19 protein-coding genes and 1 pseudogene are annotated in these 18,744 nt (G+C 39.1%); 8 read left to right on the forward strand and 12 right to left on the reverse strand.

The genetic code is table 11. From position 1 onward, the window contains the following. Positions 1-111: 111 nt before the first annotated feature. From thiL to MsAm2_RS00225, 3 genes are all read right to left on the reverse strand, one after another. A complete protein-coding gene (gene thiL / locus MsAm2_RS00215) occupies positions 112-1,434 on the reverse strand; it encodes a thiamine-phosphate kinase (protein ID WP_338097820.1) in 1,323 nt (440 codons plus the stop codon). 1,050 nt (positions 1,435-2,484) lie between these two features. Then, a complete protein-coding gene (locus tag MsAm2_RS00220) occupies positions 2,485-3,315 on the reverse strand; it encodes an anaerobic ribonucleoside-triphosphate reductase activating protein (RefSeq protein ID WP_338097821.1) in 831 nt (276 codons plus the stop codon). Between the two features lie 264 nt (positions 3,316-3,579). Continuing rightward, the gene (locus MsAm2_RS00225; protein ID WP_338097822.1) at positions 3,580-3,897 is read right to left on the reverse strand and encodes a ribbon-helix-helix domain-containing protein; all 318 of its coding nucleotides are present in this window, start codon (positions 3,895-3,897) and stop codon (positions 3,580-3,582) included. A gap of 267 nt (positions 3,898-4,164) precedes the next feature. Here MsAm2_RS00225 and MsAm2_RS00230 point away from each other — a divergent pair. The 3 genes and pseudogenes from MsAm2_RS00230 to MsAm2_RS00240 form a co-directional block, all read left to right on the forward strand. Then, positions 4,165-4,896: pseudogene (locus MsAm2_RS00230) on the forward strand (4-phosphopantoate--beta-alanine ligase); the annotation flags it as partial. A 193-nt stretch (positions 4,897-5,089) separates the two neighbouring features. Further along, the gene (locus MsAm2_RS00235; protein ID WP_338097823.1) at positions 5,090-5,770 is read left to right on the forward strand and encodes an HD domain-containing protein; all 681 of its coding nucleotides are present in this window, start codon (positions 5,090-5,092) and stop codon (positions 5,768-5,770) included. Between the two features lie 270 nt (positions 5,771-6,040). Continuing rightward, positions 6,041-7,111: an endonuclease/exonuclease/phosphatase family protein gene (locus MsAm2_RS00240; protein WP_338097824.1), complete on the forward strand. Its 1,071-nt coding sequence runs from the start codon at positions 6,041-6,043 to the stop codon at positions 7,109-7,111. Positions 7,112-7,279: 168 nt separating this feature from the next. On the opposite strand, the gene MsAm2_RS00245 is transcribed toward MsAm2_RS00240, so the two are convergent. The 4 genes from MsAm2_RS00245 to map form a co-directional block, all read right to left on the reverse strand. Next, a complete protein-coding gene (locus tag MsAm2_RS00245) occupies positions 7,280-8,002 on the reverse strand; it encodes a Bax inhibitor-1/YccA family protein (protein WP_338097825.1) in 723 nt (240 codons plus the stop codon). 157 nt (positions 8,003-8,159) lie between these two features. Beyond that, positions 8,160-8,486 (reverse strand): DUF167 domain-containing protein, encoded by a 327-nt coding sequence (locus MsAm2_RS00250; RefSeq protein ID WP_338097826.1) that lies wholly within the window; start codon positions 8,484-8,486, stop codon positions 8,160-8,162. A 120-nt stretch (positions 8,487-8,606) separates the two neighbouring features. Beyond that, on the reverse strand, positions 8,607-8,933 hold the full coding sequence (locus MsAm2_RS00255; RefSeq protein WP_338097827.1) for a YunC family protein: 327 nt from the start codon (positions 8,931-8,933) through the stop codon (positions 8,607-8,609). A gap of 94 nt (positions 8,934-9,027) precedes the next feature. Further along, a complete protein-coding gene (gene map, locus MsAm2_RS00260; protein WP_338097828.1) occupies positions 9,028-9,933 on the reverse strand; it encodes a type II methionyl aminopeptidase in 906 nt (301 codons plus the stop codon). Between the two features lies 1 nt (position 9,934). Between map and MsAm2_RS08330 the strand changes: the two genes are divergently transcribed. Continuing rightward, complete coding sequence (locus MsAm2_RS08330; RefSeq protein WP_420846988.1) at positions 9,935-10,114, forward strand: pentapeptide repeat-containing protein; 180 nt, start codon at positions 9,935-9,937, stop codon at positions 10,112-10,114. Here the strand turns inward: MsAm2_RS08330 and MsAm2_RS00265 are convergent. The 4 genes from MsAm2_RS00265 to MsAm2_RS00280 form a co-directional block, all read right to left on the reverse strand. Then, positions 10,059-10,769, reverse strand: coding sequence for a M24 family metallopeptidase (locus MsAm2_RS00265; RefSeq protein WP_338098535.1), 711 nt, complete (start codon positions 10,767-10,769; stop codon positions 10,059-10,061). The genes MsAm2_RS08330 and MsAm2_RS00265 overlap by 56 nt on opposite strands. After that, the gene (locus MsAm2_RS00270) at positions 10,770-11,267 is read right to left on the reverse strand and encodes an aminopeptidase P family N-terminal domain-containing protein (protein WP_338097829.1); all 498 of its coding nucleotides are present in this window, start codon (positions 11,265-11,267) and stop codon (positions 10,770-10,772) included. 350 nt (positions 11,268-11,617) lie between these two features. Next, positions 11,618-12,328, reverse strand: coding sequence for a nitrite/sulfite reductase domain-containing protein (locus MsAm2_RS00275; protein WP_338097830.1), 711 nt, complete (start codon positions 12,326-12,328; stop codon positions 11,618-11,620). Positions 12,329-12,456: 128 nt separating this feature from the next. Continuing rightward, a complete protein-coding gene (locus MsAm2_RS00280; protein WP_338098536.1) occupies positions 12,457-12,720 on the reverse strand; it encodes a UPF0058 family protein in 264 nt (87 codons plus the stop codon). A gap of 440 nt (positions 12,721-13,160) precedes the next feature. On the opposite strand from MsAm2_RS00280, the gene MsAm2_RS00285 reads away from it, so the two are divergent. Next, positions 13,161-13,712, forward strand: coding sequence for a ferredoxin domain-containing protein (locus tag MsAm2_RS00285; RefSeq protein WP_338097831.1), 552 nt, complete (start codon positions 13,161-13,163; stop codon positions 13,710-13,712). A 138-nt stretch (positions 13,713-13,850) separates the two neighbouring features. Here the strand turns inward: MsAm2_RS00285 and MsAm2_RS00290 are convergent, their stop codons facing one another. Next, positions 13,851-15,035, reverse strand: coding sequence for a tetratricopeptide repeat protein (locus MsAm2_RS00290; RefSeq protein WP_338097832.1), 1,185 nt, complete (start codon positions 15,033-15,035; stop codon positions 13,851-13,853). A 331-nt stretch (positions 15,036-15,366) separates the two neighbouring features. On the opposite strand from MsAm2_RS00290, the gene MsAm2_RS00295 reads away from it, so the two are divergent. The 3 genes from MsAm2_RS00295 to dinB all read left to right on the forward strand — a co-directional run bounded on the left by MsAm2_RS00295 (position 15,367) and on the right by dinB (position 18,099). Beyond that, positions 15,367-16,215 (forward strand): fumarate hydratase, encoded by an 849-nt coding sequence (locus MsAm2_RS00295; RefSeq protein ID WP_338098537.1) that lies wholly within the window; start codon positions 15,367-15,369, stop codon positions 16,213-16,215. Between the two features lies 1 nt (position 16,216). After that, positions 16,217-16,837, forward strand: a complete 621-nt coding sequence (locus MsAm2_RS00300) for a FumA C-terminus/TtdB family hydratase beta subunit (protein WP_338097833.1) — start codon at positions 16,217-16,219, stop codon at positions 16,835-16,837. 161 nt (positions 16,838-16,998) lie between these two features. Continuing rightward, positions 16,999-18,099, forward strand: a complete 1,101-nt coding sequence (gene dinB, locus MsAm2_RS00305; RefSeq protein WP_338097834.1) for a DNA polymerase IV — start codon at positions 16,999-17,001, stop codon at positions 18,097-18,099. Positions 18,100-18,744: the final 645 nt, after the last annotated feature.

An 18,744-nucleotide genomic window follows, 5' to 3' on the forward strand; every position in this document is an offset into this window, starting at 1 on the left:
TGTTGCCATAATAATTGTGAATTATCAATTTCATTATATTTAAGTTCCCATATTGGAAAATGAAAAGCGGAAATTGAGAAATATTTTTCCAAAAACCGATTTAGAAGAGTGTCATGGGTCTTTCCCGTAACCTCTTTTCAAAAGCGGTATTTGTTGTTCTTTGCCATTTTCATTTGTTTTTAAAAGAATCTCGTTTCCGGCAACCGCTTTTCCTATCACACTGAATAAACAGGGGAAACGGCCGGATTTTCCGAAATTTTGGCCCAATCGGGATTGAGATTGGGATTGAAATTGAGAACCGGAACCGAAACCGGAATCGAAACTGAAATCGGAACCGAAATCAGCATTGAATTTGTCAAAAGCTTCCTCAACCAAATGCAATTTGTCGGGGGAAACCGTAAATAAGAGTTCATAATCGCCGCCGATGTAAAGCGCTTTTTCAAGAAGTTCTTTTTGAATTTTCGCCGGGGACGATGTGGATTTGGATAATAATTGAAACAAAACGTGAAAGGCTTCTTCTTCCATCGGAATCTTGTTCGCGTCCACAATAAAGCCGACACCGGACATTTTCGCAAGTTCGTGAACGGAAACCGCAAGACCGTCGCTTGTGTCCATCATGGATGTAAGGGCTCCTGTTTTTGAAAGAAGCCGGCCTTCAAAAACACGCGGGAACGGCTCGGTTAAATTTTTCAAAAAGGAAGGGCTCGCGTCTATTTTTGGCTTTAATTTTGATTTTGTTTTCCTCTTGTCGTTGTTTTTGGACTTATCTTTTTTGACCGGCGCATCCGATTCTAAAAGAACGTCAAGCGCAACCGCGGCGGAGCCGCAATATCCGGTCACGCACAACAAATCTCCGGGCTTTGCATTTTTGCGGTAGACAATTTGATTGTTATCGGAAACACCGACTACCGTTCCGGTCACCCGGACCTCTTCACAAAATTCGGTGTCGCCGCCGATGACTTCGGCACCAAACAAAGAAACACAGTCTTGAATTCCGGCCGCCAATTCTTTAGCATTTTCTAATGAAGAAACGGGGGGAAGACCAACTGCCGCTAAAAACGCGATTGGGTTTGCACCCATCGCAGCCACATCACTCAAATTAACAGCAGCCGACATCCATCCCATTTGCCAAAAAGTCATTGACGGCGGAAAATCTGTTTTTTGGCGAACGGAATCCGTACTCAAAACAAGAGATTTGTTTCCAAATTCAGGCATAGCTGGCTTTGAATGTGGAGAAAATGGGGAAGATGGAGAAGATGAAGAATTCAAAGAATCGGAAAAAAAAGACAAATCGATTGCTGCGCAATCGTCCGATTCTGAACCGGAAAGAAGGGGCTTTTTAGACATTAAAAAAACGTCGGAAAAAGCATCAATTAATTTTTCTTCGGTGACTTGTTGAGATAAATCTGTTTTTTTAGGGGATTTTTTACTCATATTCATCACCGGCTGAAATAAAAAAGTAAGGAAATAGGAAAATCAGGAAATAAACGGAAGAATTCAAGTGCTGTAAATGTTTTGTAAACTTTTTTTTCAAATATAGTTTACATAAATCCATTTTATTTATATATTGCGTTTTGTGGCATGCCGGCAAATGCAAATAAATCAATAAATAATGCCAGCTGAATGAAGTATTACAATTGATTGAAGAATTATAATTGATTGAAGGTATAATTGATTGAGAGGTTCACATTGAATAAAATATTAATCAAATGAAATAAAGACTTAGATGGGAAAAAACATGTTGTGCCGTTTTTTAAAAGGCAACAGCACAACAATCCGATTAAAATTGTTTTTTCAGCGGTCCACTTATCTTTTTTCCGCCTCATTTCAGCTTTCATATTTTGGGACGTTTTTAAAACCGAAAAACAACAAATTTTAAGATCCCGTTATTAAACGACGGCAATTTTCCCATACGCCATTTTGCCGAATTGTTTTAGTTTTGTTTTGATTTCGTTTTTTCGTTTTTATTTTGATTCGAGGTTTTTGGATGACATTTCATGGATACATATTTAGTAGATACGTATTTGGTGAATACATATTTGGTGGATACGTATTTTAGGTAATTTATTGTGCTATTTTCATAGCAAGGCGTATGGGATTTTTATCCATGTATTTTTCATTTATTCGTCCATATCGTTTTTGTTGAATTGGGGTTTTCGGGGTCGTTTTTGAAAAAAACCGTTTCGAATGGGTTTTAGTAGTTTTATGGAATCGATTCATGAAAAATACATGAATTATTCGGGATAAAAGGTAAAAAGTGTCGATGATATATAGCCTTTATTTTAACTACAATTTTAATTGAAGTCATCTACCAATACTTATTTTTTTAAAGAAATCGGCGGTTGATTTCAAATATATTATTCAAATTATGTAAATTGTATATATTTTATTGTAAAAATGTTGCCGCTTTCAGTTTTATTGATTTCACTCTAACTTGTATCTTGTTGATTTGCTTTTATTTTATATTTTGAAGACAAATCTTTGTTAAAAAATTTCCTTTTGTCCTTCTTCTTCGGTTCGGGTAAAAACAGGAACATTTTTTAAATATTTTTTGGCAACATTTGCCAGGCCGGTCATTTCTTCCGGTTCAAATGAGCGTGTTTTTTTCAAAACAGGATCCGACGCGTTTTTGCCGTTTCCCTGTTGGAGAACGTAAGTCAATTTAGTTTTTCCGTTCAAGTTTTCGTCCATCCACGCCGCAATTTTTGAAATATCCTCCGGGCTGCCGACTAAACCCGGAAAAACGGTTGTTTTGATTTCCAATTCAATGTCGGATTCATCAATTAAACGGAGTGTTTTTTGAATATTCTCAATGACCGGCTTGTCCGATGGAGTATTTTCCAAGGGACCGAGAGTCGATTTTAAAGTCGGGGTTGGAATGGATTTTGTTGGTTCCGGATTCAGACCAATGACTTTCATATAAAAAGCCGGTTCAAACGGTGCCTTGATGTCGACAAAAATTTTATCCGCCAGTTTTTTTTCAAGAAGAGATGCTACAGCCTTTGGAAAATATCCGTTTGTATGAATCCCAACCAAAAGGCCGTTTTCCTTTGCGATTTTTGCAATTTCTTCGACTTCAGCGGCCTGCAATAAAGGTTCTCCCCCTAAGAAAACAACGGCAGAAACAAACGGTTTTGATCCGGCAATTCTCTTTTGAACCAAATCCATGTCAACCGGATTCTTTTTTTCAATCAGATCAAAATTATGACAGTAAGGGCAGCGAAAAGAGCATCCGTTAAAAAAAACAACAACTGACGAACGCCCATGCCAATCCACCGTTGACAACGGGACAATTCCTCCGATATTCGCTTGCATGAAAAATAAATAGGAATCGTTGATATTTGAACATATTTGAAATAAACAATGAAAAAAGGGTTTATGGATTAATTTAATAATCAGAACTTAGGAGATTGAAAGTCTGTATTTTTTTCAAAAACTGTTCGTCTGGCATAAGTTAAAATCAGATCTCAGAGAAATTGAAATGTGGTTTTTTGGTAGTGTCGTGTCAGCTGTACCATTGTTAAAATCAGATTTTAGAGAAATAAAAATGCTGAAAAATCGAAAAGAAAAATAATTTAATTACTTAAATCTCATGCTTTTCATTTTGTTTTGTCTTTCTTTCATTTCGTTTTCTTTTAATTCTTTATCTTTCATTTCCGCATAATACAGAGTGATTTGCTCTCGGACGACTTCCTCGATCATTTCCCGATCCATTCCGAAGGACAAATTTCCCGGAGGTTTCCCCAAATTTTTCAAATAATCGGAAACGGCTTGGTTTAAAAAATCGGAAACACTGGCGAATTCACCGTCCTTAACAAGTTCATCAATCCTCTTTTTGTTGGTCGGATTAATGGTTCCGCTAATGACCGGTTTTCTTCGAGTATATTCTTTTGTCATTGGCACATAATCCGCTAAAAAGATTTTAAATCTGATTGAAACAACTGTCTACTCATTGTATACGTCTTTAAAAATTAAATTGTAAAACAATTTAATTTTTTAAAAATCGAAAATCTCAAAGATTTCAACATTTATCATCAAAACAGTTAATTAAGACGAAACACTTTCTTTTGCAAATAATCCATCACATTTTTTTAATTTTTTCATACATTATTTTTTCAAAATTTTTAATTTTTCAAAAATATCAGAGATCAGGCAAGGAAAAATATGACAGATATTCCCAAAAACCATCCCCGTTACGAATCTTTACTGGCCCGTGAAAAAATCGTTTCCGGAGTTGAGCGCGGAATCACCAGCCCGCAAGGACTGACTGCTCAAGGACGCGGTGAAGCCTTTGATTATTTGATTGGCGAAAAAACAACAGACAGCGCCCGTCATGCAGAAATGGTGGCAACCGCCCTTTTGCTTTTGGCGGAAAAACCCGTTATTTCCGTGAATGGAAACACTGCTGCACTTGTTCCCGAAGAATTAGTACAACTCTCAGAACTGGTCGGCGCAAAACTTGAGGTGAATCTTTTCCACCGGACACCCGAGCGCGTCAAAAAAATTGCGGACGAACTCAAAAAATATGGCGCGACTTGCGTTTTAGGAGAAAATGCTGAACCTCTTTTGAATTTATCTCATGAACGCTCTAAAGTGGAGCGGGAAGGAATTTTTGCGGCGGATGTTGTTTTTGTGCCGCTTGAGGACGGCGACCGCTGCCAAGCACTGACCGACTTGGAAAAATTGGTGATTGCAGTGGATTTAAATCCGCTTTCCCGAACCGCTAAAACAGCGCAGGTGAGCATTGTTGATAACATTACCCGCGTGGTTTCCAATATGATTCAAATGATTCCGGAACTAACCCTTCAAAGCGAGGATGAACTTTGGGAAATCATTGGAGAATTTGACAACAAAGCCGCCTTGGCTGACGCTATGGAAGAAATGAAAGAACATCTTTTCGAAAAACAAAACGAACTCTTGGGAACCACACCGGTTGAGCCGACCCCCGAAGAACTCGAAGAAATGGAAGAGCGGGAAGAAAAAAGAAGAAAAATTATGATGCGTGGCGCAGATTTGATGATGGAATGAAATAAAAGTGAAAATAAAAACAAGCACAAAATGAAATAAAAATGTAACCGTTTGTGAAAATATGACCATCCTATCCGCCACGGAAAATTTTATTATTGAAGACACACGCCATTTTATGGTTCAAATTCTGGGTCAGGAAACAACATCTCATGATATCGGCCATGTCTTTCGCGTTGAAAAAATGGCCCTCCATCTTCAAAAGTATGAAGGCGGAGAAATTTTCACGCTTCGATTGGCATCTCTTTTGCATGATATCGGAACGCCGAAAGAAAACAAATTGGGTGGAGACCATGCTGTTTACGGGTCGGAGATGGCCTTTGATTTCCTGAAAGAGGAACAGCGCAAATATCCGGATGTGCTTTCCGATTTTCAAATTGAGAAAGTTTGCAGCATGATTTTGTCTCATCGGTTCAGTTCCGGCTCAAAGCCGGAAATGATAGAGGCACAAATATTACAAGATGCCGATCGGCTGGATGCGTTAGGGGCTGTCGGTGTTTTTCGATCTATTTATTCTATGGGGTCGCTTCGGATGCTGAAAAATTTGGCCGGAGTTGACAAAGGCAATTCCAAAAAAACAGTTTATGAAAAAGATCCGATCGATGGATTTTATGCGTACATGTGCTACAAACCGCAAGAAATTCCCAACCGGCTGAATACGAATACCGCAAAAGAAATCGCAAGAGAGAGGCTGAAATTTATGGAAAACTTTGAAAAAAAGTTGCGGAACGAAACAACAATTTGAGTTATTTTTTCAAAAATAAAAATTTCTTTGTTGGATTTTTGGGTGGCTATAACTATTTTATTGTGGTAAGGTTGAGGTATCTGTTTGCTGTTTTTGTTTACTGTTTTTGTTTACTGTTTTATTTTTTGAGTCATTGGTTCCATTTATTTCTAAACATATCTAAATATAATTACAAATTCTATCTCCGCTTCTGGAATAATATTAAATATGTTCGGATAGATTTTCTTCACTATGAAGATACGAAATTTGCTCCCTCTTCTTCTTATTTTCATGCTCCTGACAACTTTGTTTTCAGGATGCATCAGCTTGGGTGAAATCATCAACGGAAGTGATGTGAACACCTCTCCCAACACAAGTGACAATCTGACCAACAATTCCAATGTTTCCACAAATGTCTCCAACGAAACAAATAAGTCCAACGGAACAAACGAAACGAATGGAACAAATGATACGAACGAAACAAAAGTTTGCGGCATTTGCGGCGAAGATTTGAGACCGACCACGCGTGTCAACGTTTCCGCATTTAATATTCAAATTTTCGGCGCTTCCAAGGCTTCTAATGCGGAAGTCATGGATGTTCTAGCTAAAACCATCCGAAATTACGACATTATCGGCGTTCAGGAAATTCGCGATGCTTCCGGCGAATCCCTCCCGAAATTGGTACAACTCGTCAATTCCGGAACCGATGAAAACGGAACGCCTTACAATTACGATTATGTTGTCAGCAGCCGGCTTGGGCGCTCTTCCAGCAAAGAACAATACGCATACATTTACAACAAAGACAAAGTTTACGTTGCCAGCGAGCCGATTACCTATCCGGAACCGGATGGCGCCGATCCGTTTGAGCGGGAACCGTACATGGTTACATTCCGGTCCAACATTGGAAACTTCGATGCGGTTTTCATTCTCATTCACACAAAACCCGATGATGCCAAAGCGGAAATTAATGAATTGAATCACGTCGTGGAATATGCCAAAACCATCTATGTCGGACAAGAAAATTATGTCATCATGGGTGATTTCAATGCGGATGGCTCTTATTTCAATGAAAGCGGCAGCTCGGATTTGAAATCTGAAAAATATGTTTGGCTGATTGGAAATAACATGACCACGACCACAAAAACCAACAACACCTATGACCGGATTGTGATTACCAAATCCTTAGAACCGTATGTCACCGGAAACCTGGGTGTTTACAATTACAGTGCGGCGTATGGGCTGAATGCAACGCAGACAACTGCGGTTTCGGATCACTATCCGGTTTATGCCGAGTTTTTCGCATGGGTTGCCGAATGGGGACGGATGTTGTTCATAAAAACAGAATCAGGCGTATCCGCCTGATTTTCTTATTTTATCTATTGTTTTTTATCTATTGTTTTTTGTTATTGTTTTTTGTGTTTTTGCGTGCCGCCATCGCGCGTTATGGCGGCAAATTTTAAAAGACTTCAACAAAAGCAGCGAGTCTGGCTTTTATATTAAAATTAAAGTTCGTTGCAATAGTTTTCTATTTTAGTTGTTTCGACCCATGATTCGAAGCATGTTCAAAAACAGGTTGATGAAATCCAAGTAAAGTGTCAACGCACAAATAATTGCAATGTTTTGGTGTCTTGACGGGTCGTGCTCAATGGATTCGCCGATTTTTTTAATTTTTTGCGTATCGTAGGCGGTAAGTCCGGCAAAAATCAGGACAGCAAGGCAACTGAGGGCAAAACTAAATCCCCATGCCGTTTGCGGCCACCAAATTGAAATGAAAATATTGACCACCATCGCGATAATGAGACCGATGAGCGCCATCATCAAAAACCGGCCCATGCCGCTGAGATCTCTTTTAATGAAATAGCCGATTGCGCTCATTCCGGCAAACATGCCGGCGGAAACGCCAAACGCCATAAAGACGGTCGCTTCCGAGTAATAATAAAGAAGTGGTGTAATCGTAATTCCGGTGAGGATTGAATACACCAAAAAGACGAGAGCGGCTGTTGATGTTTCCATGGATTCCACTTTGCGGGTCAAAACGATCACAAGACCCAGTTCAACAAACATCAAAACCCAAACCAAAAGCATATTTCCAAGGAAAAACGCTTGAAGTGAAGGCGTGCTGAGAATCGCATAAGATGCGAGAGACGTTAAAAAAAGTGCCAAAATCATCCAGCCGTAAACTTTAGACAAAAATTTGTTGCCAAAATTGACTGACAAATCAGATATGTTTTGATTTTTTTGAGAATATTCCATAGAAGTAACCTCTGTGCACAAAAAAGAGTTTGTCCTATTTATGCTTATGGAGGTTGGAAAAAAGGGCAAATTTATATATTGCCGGTAAAATCAAGTTTTAGAGAGATTGAAATGGTCCCTTCAAATCCTGTGATGACAATTCGGCGAGTCGTAAAAATTATCTGCTCAAAGACAGTAATGCTTTTTCTAAAATCCGGCAAACATTCTCATAAGAAATTCCTTCCAGCCGAATTGTTTTTTTGGATGCGGTTGTCCCGTTTTCTAAAAAAATTTGTGAACGCGGGATATCAAAGAGCGCTGCCAATTCCGATAAAAGTTGATCATTGGCCTTTCCTTTTTGAGCATTTTCCGAAAGTTTTACTTCAATTCGTTTCCGCCACTCATTATAACCGCTGGGCACCACAATATTTTTAGACCCCGGCGTCACCTCAATGTCCAAAAATACAGAGGAATCGCGGCAAGAAACCGAATTCAGAAATGACATATTTATTCCCTGTCAAAATTAAGAAATATTAAAACAAAATATCTCAAAACAAAAAATATTTTTAAAATATTTAAAATGTTTAAAACGCTAAAAATATTTATAAATCAACATTTTCGTTACTCAACACTTCATCAAGGCTGTTTTTCCGGTCATTCCAACACTGATTCCTTTCTTTTTGGCCGCTTTGCTGACTTCAACCACTTTCGCTTGCAGCATCTCTTCAAAGGTTTTAACACCTTTGACTTTAAAAGCACAAGAATCAAGAGCATCTGCCGCGGCAACGTCCAAAAATCCGCAACCTAAAATACATCCTTCCTTTGTCCGGATCAATAAAAACGGTGCAACATCAACAGAAATTGAAAAACCTTCAAATTCTTTGTCTTCAATGACTAATTTTTCAGTAAAAGCATTTTCACCAAAAACAATTCGAGATGAAACAAAAACCATAAAAACACCTGAAATTTTGAATTAAAATTTTTAAATAAACAAAATTTGGAAACAATTCGGACGGAAACAATTCGGATTCATTCGACTTATTTGCTCACATTTTTGTTGTGACTTCACAGCCGTCTTCCGTAATAATTAAGGTGTGTTCTGCTTGAGAGACAAGTCCGCCCGCCACTTCCACCAAAACCGGATAACTGGTCAATATGCCTTCCCGCTCCAATTGATTCAAGGAAAAATCCAATTTTTCCGATGTCAGCCAACGTTTGGCAAACGGCAAGCCGTGATAAGCATCAATTTGGTCCAACACCTTTCGAACAATCGGAAGACGTGTTGATTTTTTAGAAATCCGGGAGTAAATTTCCTTAATGCTTCCGTTGTCCACATAACCCATACCATCCGTCGCGAATGGTTCAATAGCAATTGTGTCGCCGGCATTTAAAATAACTTCTCGTGAAAAACGGCAATTTGGAATAGAGGGCTCCGCATGCGTCGTATATTGAGACAGACCGTGTCCCATCAGATTTCGAATCGGCGAAAATCCGAGCGCTGTAATCATGTCTTCAATGGCCGCTCCGATTTGGTTGGTTCCGATTCCAGCTTTTGCCGTGTCAATCGCGGCTTTGAGTGCTTCTTCGCTTGCCTTGACAAGGGCTGCGTTTTTGCCGGATAAATCAATTGTCATGGCGCCATCTGCGATATAACCATCCACATGGACGCCGACATCGACTTTAACCACATCATTTCCAAAAACCCGTGTGTCTTCAAAAAGAGGCGTGTCATGTGCCGCATCCGCATTTAAAGAAATGTTGACGGGAAATGCGGATTGTCCACCCAGTTCAATAATACGCCGGTCAATGTAAACGGCATATTCGTAAAGTGACAAACCGGTTTTAATTTTTTCACGCGCATCTGCCATCACTTGATGATGAATTAATCCGGCTGCCCGGTATTTGTCCAAAATTTCTTCCGTATTTTTGGATTTTTTAATCTGTGAAATCATGATGAACGCCTATTTGTTTCATGTTATTTTATATTTTACTGTTTGTGTTCAAATTTTGATTTTTTCAAACACCAATTTTTCAAACACCAATTTTTCAAACACCAATTTTTCAAACACCGATTTTTTCAAATTTCAAACTTTTTTTCCATCCGATTCAGATTCCGGCAGCCGTCTTTTGTAATGACAATCGTGTCTTCGATTCGAATGCCGCCGATTCCGGGATAATAAAGACCGGGTTCAATGGTGATGACATTTCCGGGTTCCAAAATGTGATCGTTTTCAGAAACGCTTGGCGTTTCATGAATATCAAGACCGACACCATGCCCAGTTGTGTGAATAAATCCGATCTTTGAGCCGCCTCTGTAAGTCAAATAACCGGCTTTTTCCAAATAATCGCAAACAGCATTGTGAACTTCTTTGCACGTGACACCCGGCTTTGCGGTTTGGACGCCGATTTCTTGTGCGCCTTTAACCGCATCATACATTCGTAAAAGTTCGGCCGATGCTTTTCCTTTGATGACTGTCCGGGTCATGTCTCCAAAATAACGGGTTTTTTTGTGTTGCGGGAAAATATCAATAACAATCGGCTGATTAGAATAGAGCGGACCATAAGTTTTTCCATGTGGGTTGGCACTGTCTTCTCCACAGGAAACAATCGTCTCTTCGCCGGCGCATCCGAATTTGAGTAAAACGCGATCAATTTCTTTTAAAACCCTGTCACCGGTTAGAATTTCATCCTCCAAAACAAGCAGACCGGAATCTTGCGAAACACTTCTTTTAATCATTAAAATCGCGGCCTCCATTGCTTTTTCGGCAGCGGCTTGGGATTCTCCGATCTATTCGATTTCTCGGTCCGATTTGACAGAACGGTTTTTTTCAAACGGCGTTTGGATTAAAACGACATCTATGCCGCCATTTTCATCATTTTTGAGCCGATCGAAATAAAATGCCGGAAAATCATAAGAGACGGCGACTTTTTTCACATTTTCTTTTTCCATCATTTCTTTTAAAACAGCGGCATATGCCAATGTTGAATTTTTAAAAGTTTTTATTTTTCCTCGAAAATCATAATCGGATGTCGTTTTGATGTTTTCGGCCGAAATTCGGGATTCGTTGTCCGCCCGTCCTTTTTCCATATCGGAAACCAGTAATATCTCTGACAAATCTTGGAACAAAATGTAAGAAAAGGGGTCTGATGCCAAAAAACGGGTGGCATAATAAATATCCGAATCATGAATATTTCCGTGTAACAGATAAGCATCCGCTCCTTCTTTTTTAAGAATTTCGGAAATATCCGGCGGACTTAATTTTATTGATTTTGAAGAAAGAGTCATATGTCCTTAAAAGAAGGAACGAAAATAAAAATATTGTCTTTTTATTGCTTTTTGATTTCATCTTTGAAATTTTAAATCAAAAAAATCCCTCTTTTGTTTTGTTTGTTCTTATTAAAAGATTTTTAACAAAATCAGACGCGAATCGCGTCTGATTTTGCCAACATTTACATTAAAAATGTAAAAAAAGAATGCAAAAGTTAAAACAAGAATTAAAAAACAAGAATTAAAAAACAAGAATTAAAAAACAAGAATTAAAAAACAAGAATTAAAAAACAAGAATTAAAAAACAAATTAAAGCTTAAAAACACAAAAAAAGAAAAGATTTAAAAACACAAAAAATAAAAAAGGACTCAGATGAGTCCGATTTCTTTTTTAAATTGTTCCATGCCGATTTCTTCAATGACTTTTCCGAGTCGTTTTTTGGAATTTTTCGCTTTTAAAAATTGAATGATTTTTTCCGTGAGTTCAAGAGCGGCGTCTTGTGTTAATTCTTCAGCGATGAGTTCGCCGACTTTTGGATTGGAACTGGCATTTCCGCCGACATAACACTTAAATCCCTTTGTGTCCCCGATAAAACCGATGTCACGGACAGCGGATTCGGAACATGAAAACAAGCATCCGGAAACGCCGATTTTCATTTTGGCTGGCAGTTGCATGCTGTGATATTTTTCATCCAATTTAAGTCCGAGACTCATGGAATCTTGTTTGCCGCGTTTGCAGAAAGTGGTTCCGGGACAGACGCGAACGCTCCGAACACAAATACCAATAGCGGACCCGGGTTTCATTCCCAAATCACTCCAAACATCATCCAAATCTTCTTCTTTGAGCCCGACCAAAACAATTCTTTGAGAGGAAGAGATTTTGATAGCAGCCACATTGTATTTTTCAGCGGTGTCCGCGATTGTTCGAAGAATTTCCGGCGTTAAAAGGCCGGCCGGCGTATGGGGCGCAATTGCATAAGTTTCCCCATCACGCTGAATAATCGCTCCCTTTTCCAAAATATCTTTTTTTTTCTCAGGTTCCATTTTCTCCACCACAGAAATGATAGTATAAAAATCCATGAATGAAGACCTATTTATTCCTTTTCACTTTCTTTTCCGTTTTTTCGTTTATTTTCTGTTTTTCGTTATTTTCTGTTTTTCGTTTATTTTCTGTTTTTCGTTTATTTTCTGTTTTTGTTTTTTCCCTTTCATCTCTCCTTTTCTCTTTCGTTTTCCTTTTTGCCGGGTTTTGTATGGTAACGGCTCTGTTCTTCGACCACAACGGCTAACGCATTACTCAAAACGGAAACGGCTTGCTTATGTTCATTTTTGCTTTTGTGGACATGAACCGGGCTGATGTCTAATTTGTAATATTCGTTGAATTCTTGAACATAGCCGATTTTTTCAAATCGTTTCTTCATTTTTGCCAAATCCGCATGTATTTGCAACAGTTCATCCTTTTGAATAAAAATGCCTCCTTTTCTTCAGAATCAATTTAATTGAATAAAAATCAAATATTTTTGGAAATAAAAACTGATGAAATATTTATAGATAAAAATATTTTTATATCTATTTTAAAAATATATTTTAAAAATAAATACAAATATTTAAATAAAATACCTGTTGACATTTTTCAATTATTTTTAATTAAATCCAAAATTTGATTTTTACAATATTTTCCTTTATTTTTTCTCAAATTTTTGAAAAAAAAAGAATGTTTTTTAAAAATAATGACAGTTGTATACAATAATTTTTGATTTAAATTTCAAATCTTTTTTAGAAAGGATGTCAGGGCAAAAATTAATTATTTGGATAAATTTTTTGAAAAATATTTCGGAAAAATAATCAATCAAAATTTTGAATCTATTTTCAAATCCAAAAAAACTAATACAAAAAAGTCGTTTTTCTTTTTATGAAAGTGGATGTTGAGAAGGAAGCTGTTCTTCAAATGGCGAAAGAAATGTTGGTGGCCGCCAGAACCGCTCCCAAAGGAAAAGGAATAGACAGCCTTGTCACATATATTTTAGACGACAATGAAAAGGAAATATTGGCAACAGATATGGAAAAACTGGCTGAGAAAAACGGTGCGTTTTTTATTCGTGATGCCGGAAACATTCGAAATTCAGACGTTGTTACCCTTATCGGTTTAAAAAATTCAAAACCGCTCGGCCTTAATTGCGGCGCCTGCGGAACAAATTGTGCCGGATTTGCCGAAAAGAAAAATGAAAAAAGCAAAAATCCACCCGCTTCCTTTGACGGACCGATTTGTGCTGTCAAATCGGTGGATTTGGGCATTGCTCTTGGGTCCGCCGTTTCACGGGCAAAAGACATGTGTTTAGACAGCCGGATTTTGTATTCCGCCGGCGCGACTGCCTGCATCACAAAAATGATTGACGCGGAATATGCGTTCGCGGTACCGCTGAGCGTTTCCGGCAAAAACATTTATTTTGATCGAAAACAATGACGGATAAAAAGCGTGTGAAAACACTATCATTTTTAATTTTTTTCCATCATTGATTCTCGTTTTCAGTGCAGCCGATAGTTTTTATTTTTGATGCTGCCGTCAGTTTTTATTTTTGATGCTGCCGTCAGTTCTTATTTTTCAACACCCGGTCTTTTTCATTTGCGCGTCGACCAGTTCTTTATATCTCGGGTCGATTTCATATGCTTTTTCGAATGCGTTTTCCGCTTTTTTCATATCATTTGCGGCAAGATGGCAAATTCCTTTTCCAAACCAAGCTTCCGCCGATGGCTGAATCGTTAAAACCTGTTCGTAAAGCATGAGGGCTTTGTCTGTTTTTCCCATTTGAACAGACGCAAAAGCCGCCTCCATATAAGCATTTTCAAAATCAGGTGCAATCAGAATTGCTTCTTCAAAAGCTTTGACGGCCGATTCAAAATCGCCCAGCATCGCATGCGTGTATCCTTTGTTAAACCAAACATCCGCTTGCTCGCTGTTGATATCAATTGCCCGGTCAAAAGCAATCAAAGCGTCATCGAATTGTCCCATTGCGTTTTTCAAAATACCCAAATTATTCCAGGCATCATCAAAATCGGGATGTTCTTCCAAAATCTTCTCATATCCGATGACGGCATTGGCACCATCTCCAAGAGCATCGTAAGCAAGGGCTTTGTAATACCAAATTTCCACATCATTTGGGTCCAGTTCCAAAGCTCGGTTAAAAAATAAAATGGCCTGTTCATATTCTCCAAGAGCGGAAAGGGAAATTGCTTTTCCGATAAGGGCTTTCGTAAAATCCGGAGAAATTTCAATTGTTTTGTCATAGCACTCGATGGCTTTTTCAAACTCCATCATTTCACCAAAAGCCAATCCTTTTCCAAACCACGATAAAGCAATATCGGGTTCAAGCGCAACACTTTTTTCAAAATAAGAAATCGCTTTCTCCCGATCTCCGGATTCCAAAACTTCAAAACCGGCAAAACAAAGCAATTTGGCATTGTCCGGGTACATTTCAAGAGCGTCTTCATACATTTTCAAAGAATCGTCTTTTTGTCCGGACCGACTGAGCGCATCCGCTTTATTTTTCAACAAATCAAAACTCTGAGGATCCAACGCAAGACCGTTGTTAAACGCAACCAAAGCTTCCTCAACAGCGCCGGCCGACATCAAATCTCTTCCAATTCGATTCCAGTCCCGTGCCGTCATCTCCTTATTTTCATTCGGACAGGAAAACATCGCGTCGTCCTCTTCCGGAATCGAGTTTGAACCGGTTGCATTTTCTTCTGAATTTATATTTTCTTTTGATTTCTCTTTTTTATCTGTCATTTACTTCCCGATCCTTTTTTAATATTTTTTATTTATTCCTTTTCATGATTTTATTTTGTAAAGATGTTTGCAAAAGTAAGGAGCACAACAAACCAATTTATTAAAAACCTATCTATTATTATCAATTTTTTATAAATATAGAACTTTTTCTATGAATTTATTTTCCATAATTATTTTCCATAATTATTTTCCATAATTATTTTCCATAATTATTTTCCATAATTATTTTCCACAAAAATTATTTCCATGAATTTATAAACCATGACGCTGTTTTGAATTTGAGATTATCTTTTCATAAGATCAAAATAAAATCGGTGGTTTTTTGATTTCCATTCCTTCCCTTTCCTTTGGATCCGTTACAAATGCTGTTGTTGAAATTTTGCGCGAATCGGAAATTCATCTTCCCCAAGATGTCGTGTCGGCTCTTCGGGCTGCCGCCGAAAAAGAGTCCAACCCGACCGCTAAAACGCAACTGCATTCTATTTTAAAAAATATTGAAATTGCCGCCCAAAAAGGAATTCCGATTTGTCAAGACACGGGAATCTTCATTTTCTTTGTTGAAATCGGACGTGGTCTTTGCATTGATTTTGATTTGGAAGGCGCGATTCGAGATGGCTGCGCCCAAGCGACACAAAAAATCCCGCTCCGTCCCAATGTCGTAGACCCGCTTTCCCGCCACAACACCAAAAACAATTTGGGTGACGGCCTTCCGGAAATCAATTATGCATTTGTTCCGGGAAAAACACTCAAAATCACGGTTGCGCCCAAAGGGGCCGGTTCGGAAAACATGAGCACGATTCGGATGTTTAATCCGACGGAAGTATCCAAAATCATGGAATTTGTCGCCAAAACGGTTCTTGATGCCGGTGGAAAACCCTGTCCTCCGGTCGTTATCGGAATCGGAATCGGTGGATCTTTTAATCAATGTGCCAAATTGGCCAAAGAAGCGCTTCTTTTCGATATCGGAAAAAATCCGGAGGATGCGCTTTCTCAAATGGAATCGGAAATCCTAACGGCGGTTAATTCGCTTGGAATCGGGTGCATGGGACTGGGTGGAGACACGACCGCTTTGTCGGTCCGAATTAAAAAAGCGTCTTGTCACACCGCATCGCTTCCTGTGGCCATCAACATTCAGTGTTGGGCAAACCGTCATGCAACCGCTTTTTTTGAGGAGGAATAAAATGCTCCCGTCAAATTCATCCAATCCGCCCGCTTCTCAAAAAACATATTATTTGACAACGCCGCTCAAATTTGAAGACATTCAAAAAATCAACACCGGCGACATTGTTTATTTATCGGGAGCAGTTCTAACTGCCCGAGATGAGGCCCATCTTAGAATTATGGAATTTGACAAAAAAAATCAACCCCTTCCCTTTGATTTGGAAGGCGCCGCCGTTTACCATTGCGGTCCGGTCATGGAGAAAACCAAATCCGGCTGGCATGCGGTTGCCGCGGGTCCGACAACCAGTGACCGGATGACCAAAATGACGCCAACGATATTGGATTTTCACAATATTCGAATTTTGATTGGAAAAGGCGGGATGGAAAACATTGCAGAAACGCTCGTGGGAAAATGTATCTATTTATCATACACGGGCGGCTGCGCCGCGCTTGCGGTGGACATGATTCAAAGTGTGAACCGGGTCGATTGGGAAGATTTAGGAATGCCTGAGGCTGTTTGGGAACTCACGGTTAAAAATTTCGGGCCGCTTGTGGTTGGCATTGATTGCCACGGAAACGATTTGTTCGGCGATGTCAAAACAAAAGCCAAAAAGCGGTTTTTAGAGATTGCCGGAAAATAAAAATGACCCGTCGATTTGGTTGATTTTTTAAAAATTTGTTGCCGTAACGCGCGCGGACGGCACCCGAAGCAAAATGCAATAAACAAAATGCAATAAACAATAAAATACGATATTAAGACATTCAAAAGACATAAAACACACAAAAACAAAACCGATGACCTATGCCTGAAAATAACATTGTGATGCATATTGATATGGACAGTTTTTTCGCGTCTGTTGAAATCCGTGACCGTCCGGACCTTAAAGACAAACCGGTGGCGGTTTGTTCCAAAACCTATTCTTTGGAAAAGGACGCCCCCCGAGGCGTTCTCAGTGCCGCGTCTTATCCGGCCCGTAAATTCGGGCTTCATTCGGCGATGCCGCTTTCGGAAGCCTTAAAACTTTGTCCCGATGTCATTCTTCTCCCCATGAACCGTGATTTTTACAAACAAGTGTCGGAAAATATCATTAAAATCATCGGAAAACACACAAAAACCGTTCAGCAGGTCAGCATTGACGAAGCCTATGCGCTTTTTTTGGACAATGTCAAAACATATGACGATGCTAAAGCGGCGGCCCAGCTCATTAAAAATGAAATTTTCGCGGCGGAACGAGTGACGTGCTCTGTTGGCATTGCGCCGAACAAATCCGTTGCCAAAATCGCGTCCGGATTTCAAAAGCCGGACGGGATGACAATTGTTCTGCCGGACCAATTGCTTTCGTTTTTATCACCGCTCTTTGTCACAAAACTTCCCGGAGTCGGGCAAAAGACCAACGAATTTTTCGATCTTTACAACATCAAAACTGTCGGCGATTTAGCCAAAACCGATAAGCGGTTTTTATTTGAAAAACTCGGGAAGCAGGGACTTATTTTTTCCGACATGGCCAACGGCCTTGATGAATCTCCGGTGATTGAAACAGCGGATGTCAAATCCATCAGCCGGTTTTATTCCCTCAGTCCGTTTACGGCGGACCCCAAAGCGTTGTCTCTTGGCTGCCACGCAGTCTGTGAAGAAGTTCACAAACTCCTCAGCGACAAAAAAATGTTTTACAAAACGATTACGGTCAGCCTGCGTTTTTATGATTTTTCAACGGTGTCCAAGTCCAAAACCCACAGCGTTCACACATCAGACGTCAGTACGCTGAAGCGGTATGCGGAGGAATTGCTGTTGGAACTCACCGACGCCAATACGGAGCACAAAAAGGCGCGGCAAATCAGTGTCGGTGTGTCCAAATTGAAAAAGACGGATGCGAATCAGATGCAGTTGTCGGATTTTTTTTGAAGAAAATAAAAAATGAGATTTGAATTGTCTCGACAATGGAATAACTCCCCATTTAGATTCAATTTCATAATATGGAACAAAAAACGTTTCCCCATATACCGTAAACTTCATTATTTCTGGTGAAGGTGGAGGTGAGTCCGGCTTGACACACCGAGCTCTGCCTTGCTATCAAACGTAGTCCAAATTAGCTTTGTGGCACTAATTCCCTCAAAATCGAGTCTGGATGGATGTCTATAGATTATTCGCGATTTTTTTTGTAAACATGAAAATCTTTTTGTATAATGGATTTATATCATGAATGTTTTGTAGTAAAAATATGAATGCGGGTAGCCTGCATTAATCAAAGACGGAGCGGTTTCTGAAATGCAAACCATATTAATTTTAGTCATAGTTTTCGTGTTGTTGGTTTTTATCGGTTATTGCATTTGCATTTCAACGATTAAGAAACATAGCACGTTATATAATGAATTGTTAATCATAAACAATAGATATAGACCTCTTTTTTATACCATAAATGACAAAAAAATTATTGTGCCGTATTCATGCAATAGCTTGCAAAAGTTTAGAAATAACAACAATGCAAACTCCATTACAAATTACTTATGCGGGTATATACGCGAGCAAGAACCGAAGTGGACCGACTTA

The sequence above is a fragment of the Methanolapillus ohkumae genome (assembly GCF_032594355.1).
GTDB classification, from domain to species: Archaea; Halobacteriota; Methanosarcinia; order Methanosarcinales; family Methanosarcinaceae; genus Methanolapillus; species Methanolapillus ohkumae.

Coding starts and splice junctions, on each gene's coding strand:
- MsAm2_RS00235 (WP_338097823.1), top strand. CDS start 5,090: ATGACCATCCTATCCGCCACGGAAAATTTTATTATTGAAGACACACGC.
- dinB (WP_338097834.1), top strand. CDS start 16,999: ATGCCTGAAAATAACATTGTGATGCATATTGATATGGACAGTTTTTTC.
- MsAm2_RS00255 (WP_338097827.1), bottom strand. CDS start 8,933: ATGGTTTTTGTTTCATCTCGAATTGTTTTTGGTGAAAATGCTTTTACT.
- MsAm2_RS00225 (WP_338097822.1), bottom strand. CDS start 3,897: ATGACAAAAGAATATACTCGAAGAAAACCGGTCATTAGCGGAACCATT.
- MsAm2_RS00240 (WP_338097824.1), top strand. CDS start 6,041: ATGCTCCTGACAACTTTGTTTTCAGGATGCATCAGCTTGGGTGAAATC.
- map (WP_338097828.1), bottom strand. CDS start 9,933: ATGATTTCACAGATTAAAAAATCCAAAAATACGGAAGAAATTTTGGAC.
- MsAm2_RS00275 (WP_338097830.1), bottom strand. CDS start 12,328: ATGGATTTTTATACTATCATTTCTGTGGTGGAGAAAATGGAACCTGAG.
- MsAm2_RS00270 (WP_338097829.1), bottom strand. CDS start 11,267: ATGACTCTTTCTTCAAAATCAATAAAATTAAGTCCGCCGGATATTTCC.
- MsAm2_RS00285 (WP_338097831.1), top strand. CDS start 13,161: ATGAAAGTGGATGTTGAGAAGGAAGCTGTTCTTCAAATGGCGAAAGAA.
- MsAm2_RS00250 (WP_338097826.1), bottom strand. CDS start 8,486: ATGTCATTTCTGAATTCGGTTTCTTGCCGCGATTCCTCTGTATTTTTG.
- MsAm2_RS00220 (WP_338097821.1), bottom strand. CDS start 3,315: ATGCAAGCGAATATCGGAGGAATTGTCCCGTTGTCAACGGTGGATTGG.
- MsAm2_RS00245 (WP_338097825.1), bottom strand. CDS start 8,002: ATGGAATATTCTCAAAAAAATCAAAACATATCTGATTTGTCAGTCAAT.
- thiL (WP_338097820.1), bottom strand. CDS start 1,434: ATGAGTAAAAAATCCCCTAAAAAAACAGATTTATCTCAACAAGTCACC.
- MsAm2_RS08330 (WP_420846988.1), top strand. CDS start 9,935: ATGAACGCCTATTTGTTTCATGTTATTTTATATTTTACTGTTTGTGTT.
- MsAm2_RS00290 (WP_338097832.1), bottom strand. CDS start 15,035: ATGACAGATAAAAAAGAGAAATCAAAAGAAAATATAAATTCAGAAGAA.
- MsAm2_RS00300 (WP_338097833.1), top strand. CDS start 16,217: ATGCTCCCGTCAAATTCATCCAATCCGCCCGCTTCTCAAAAAACATAT.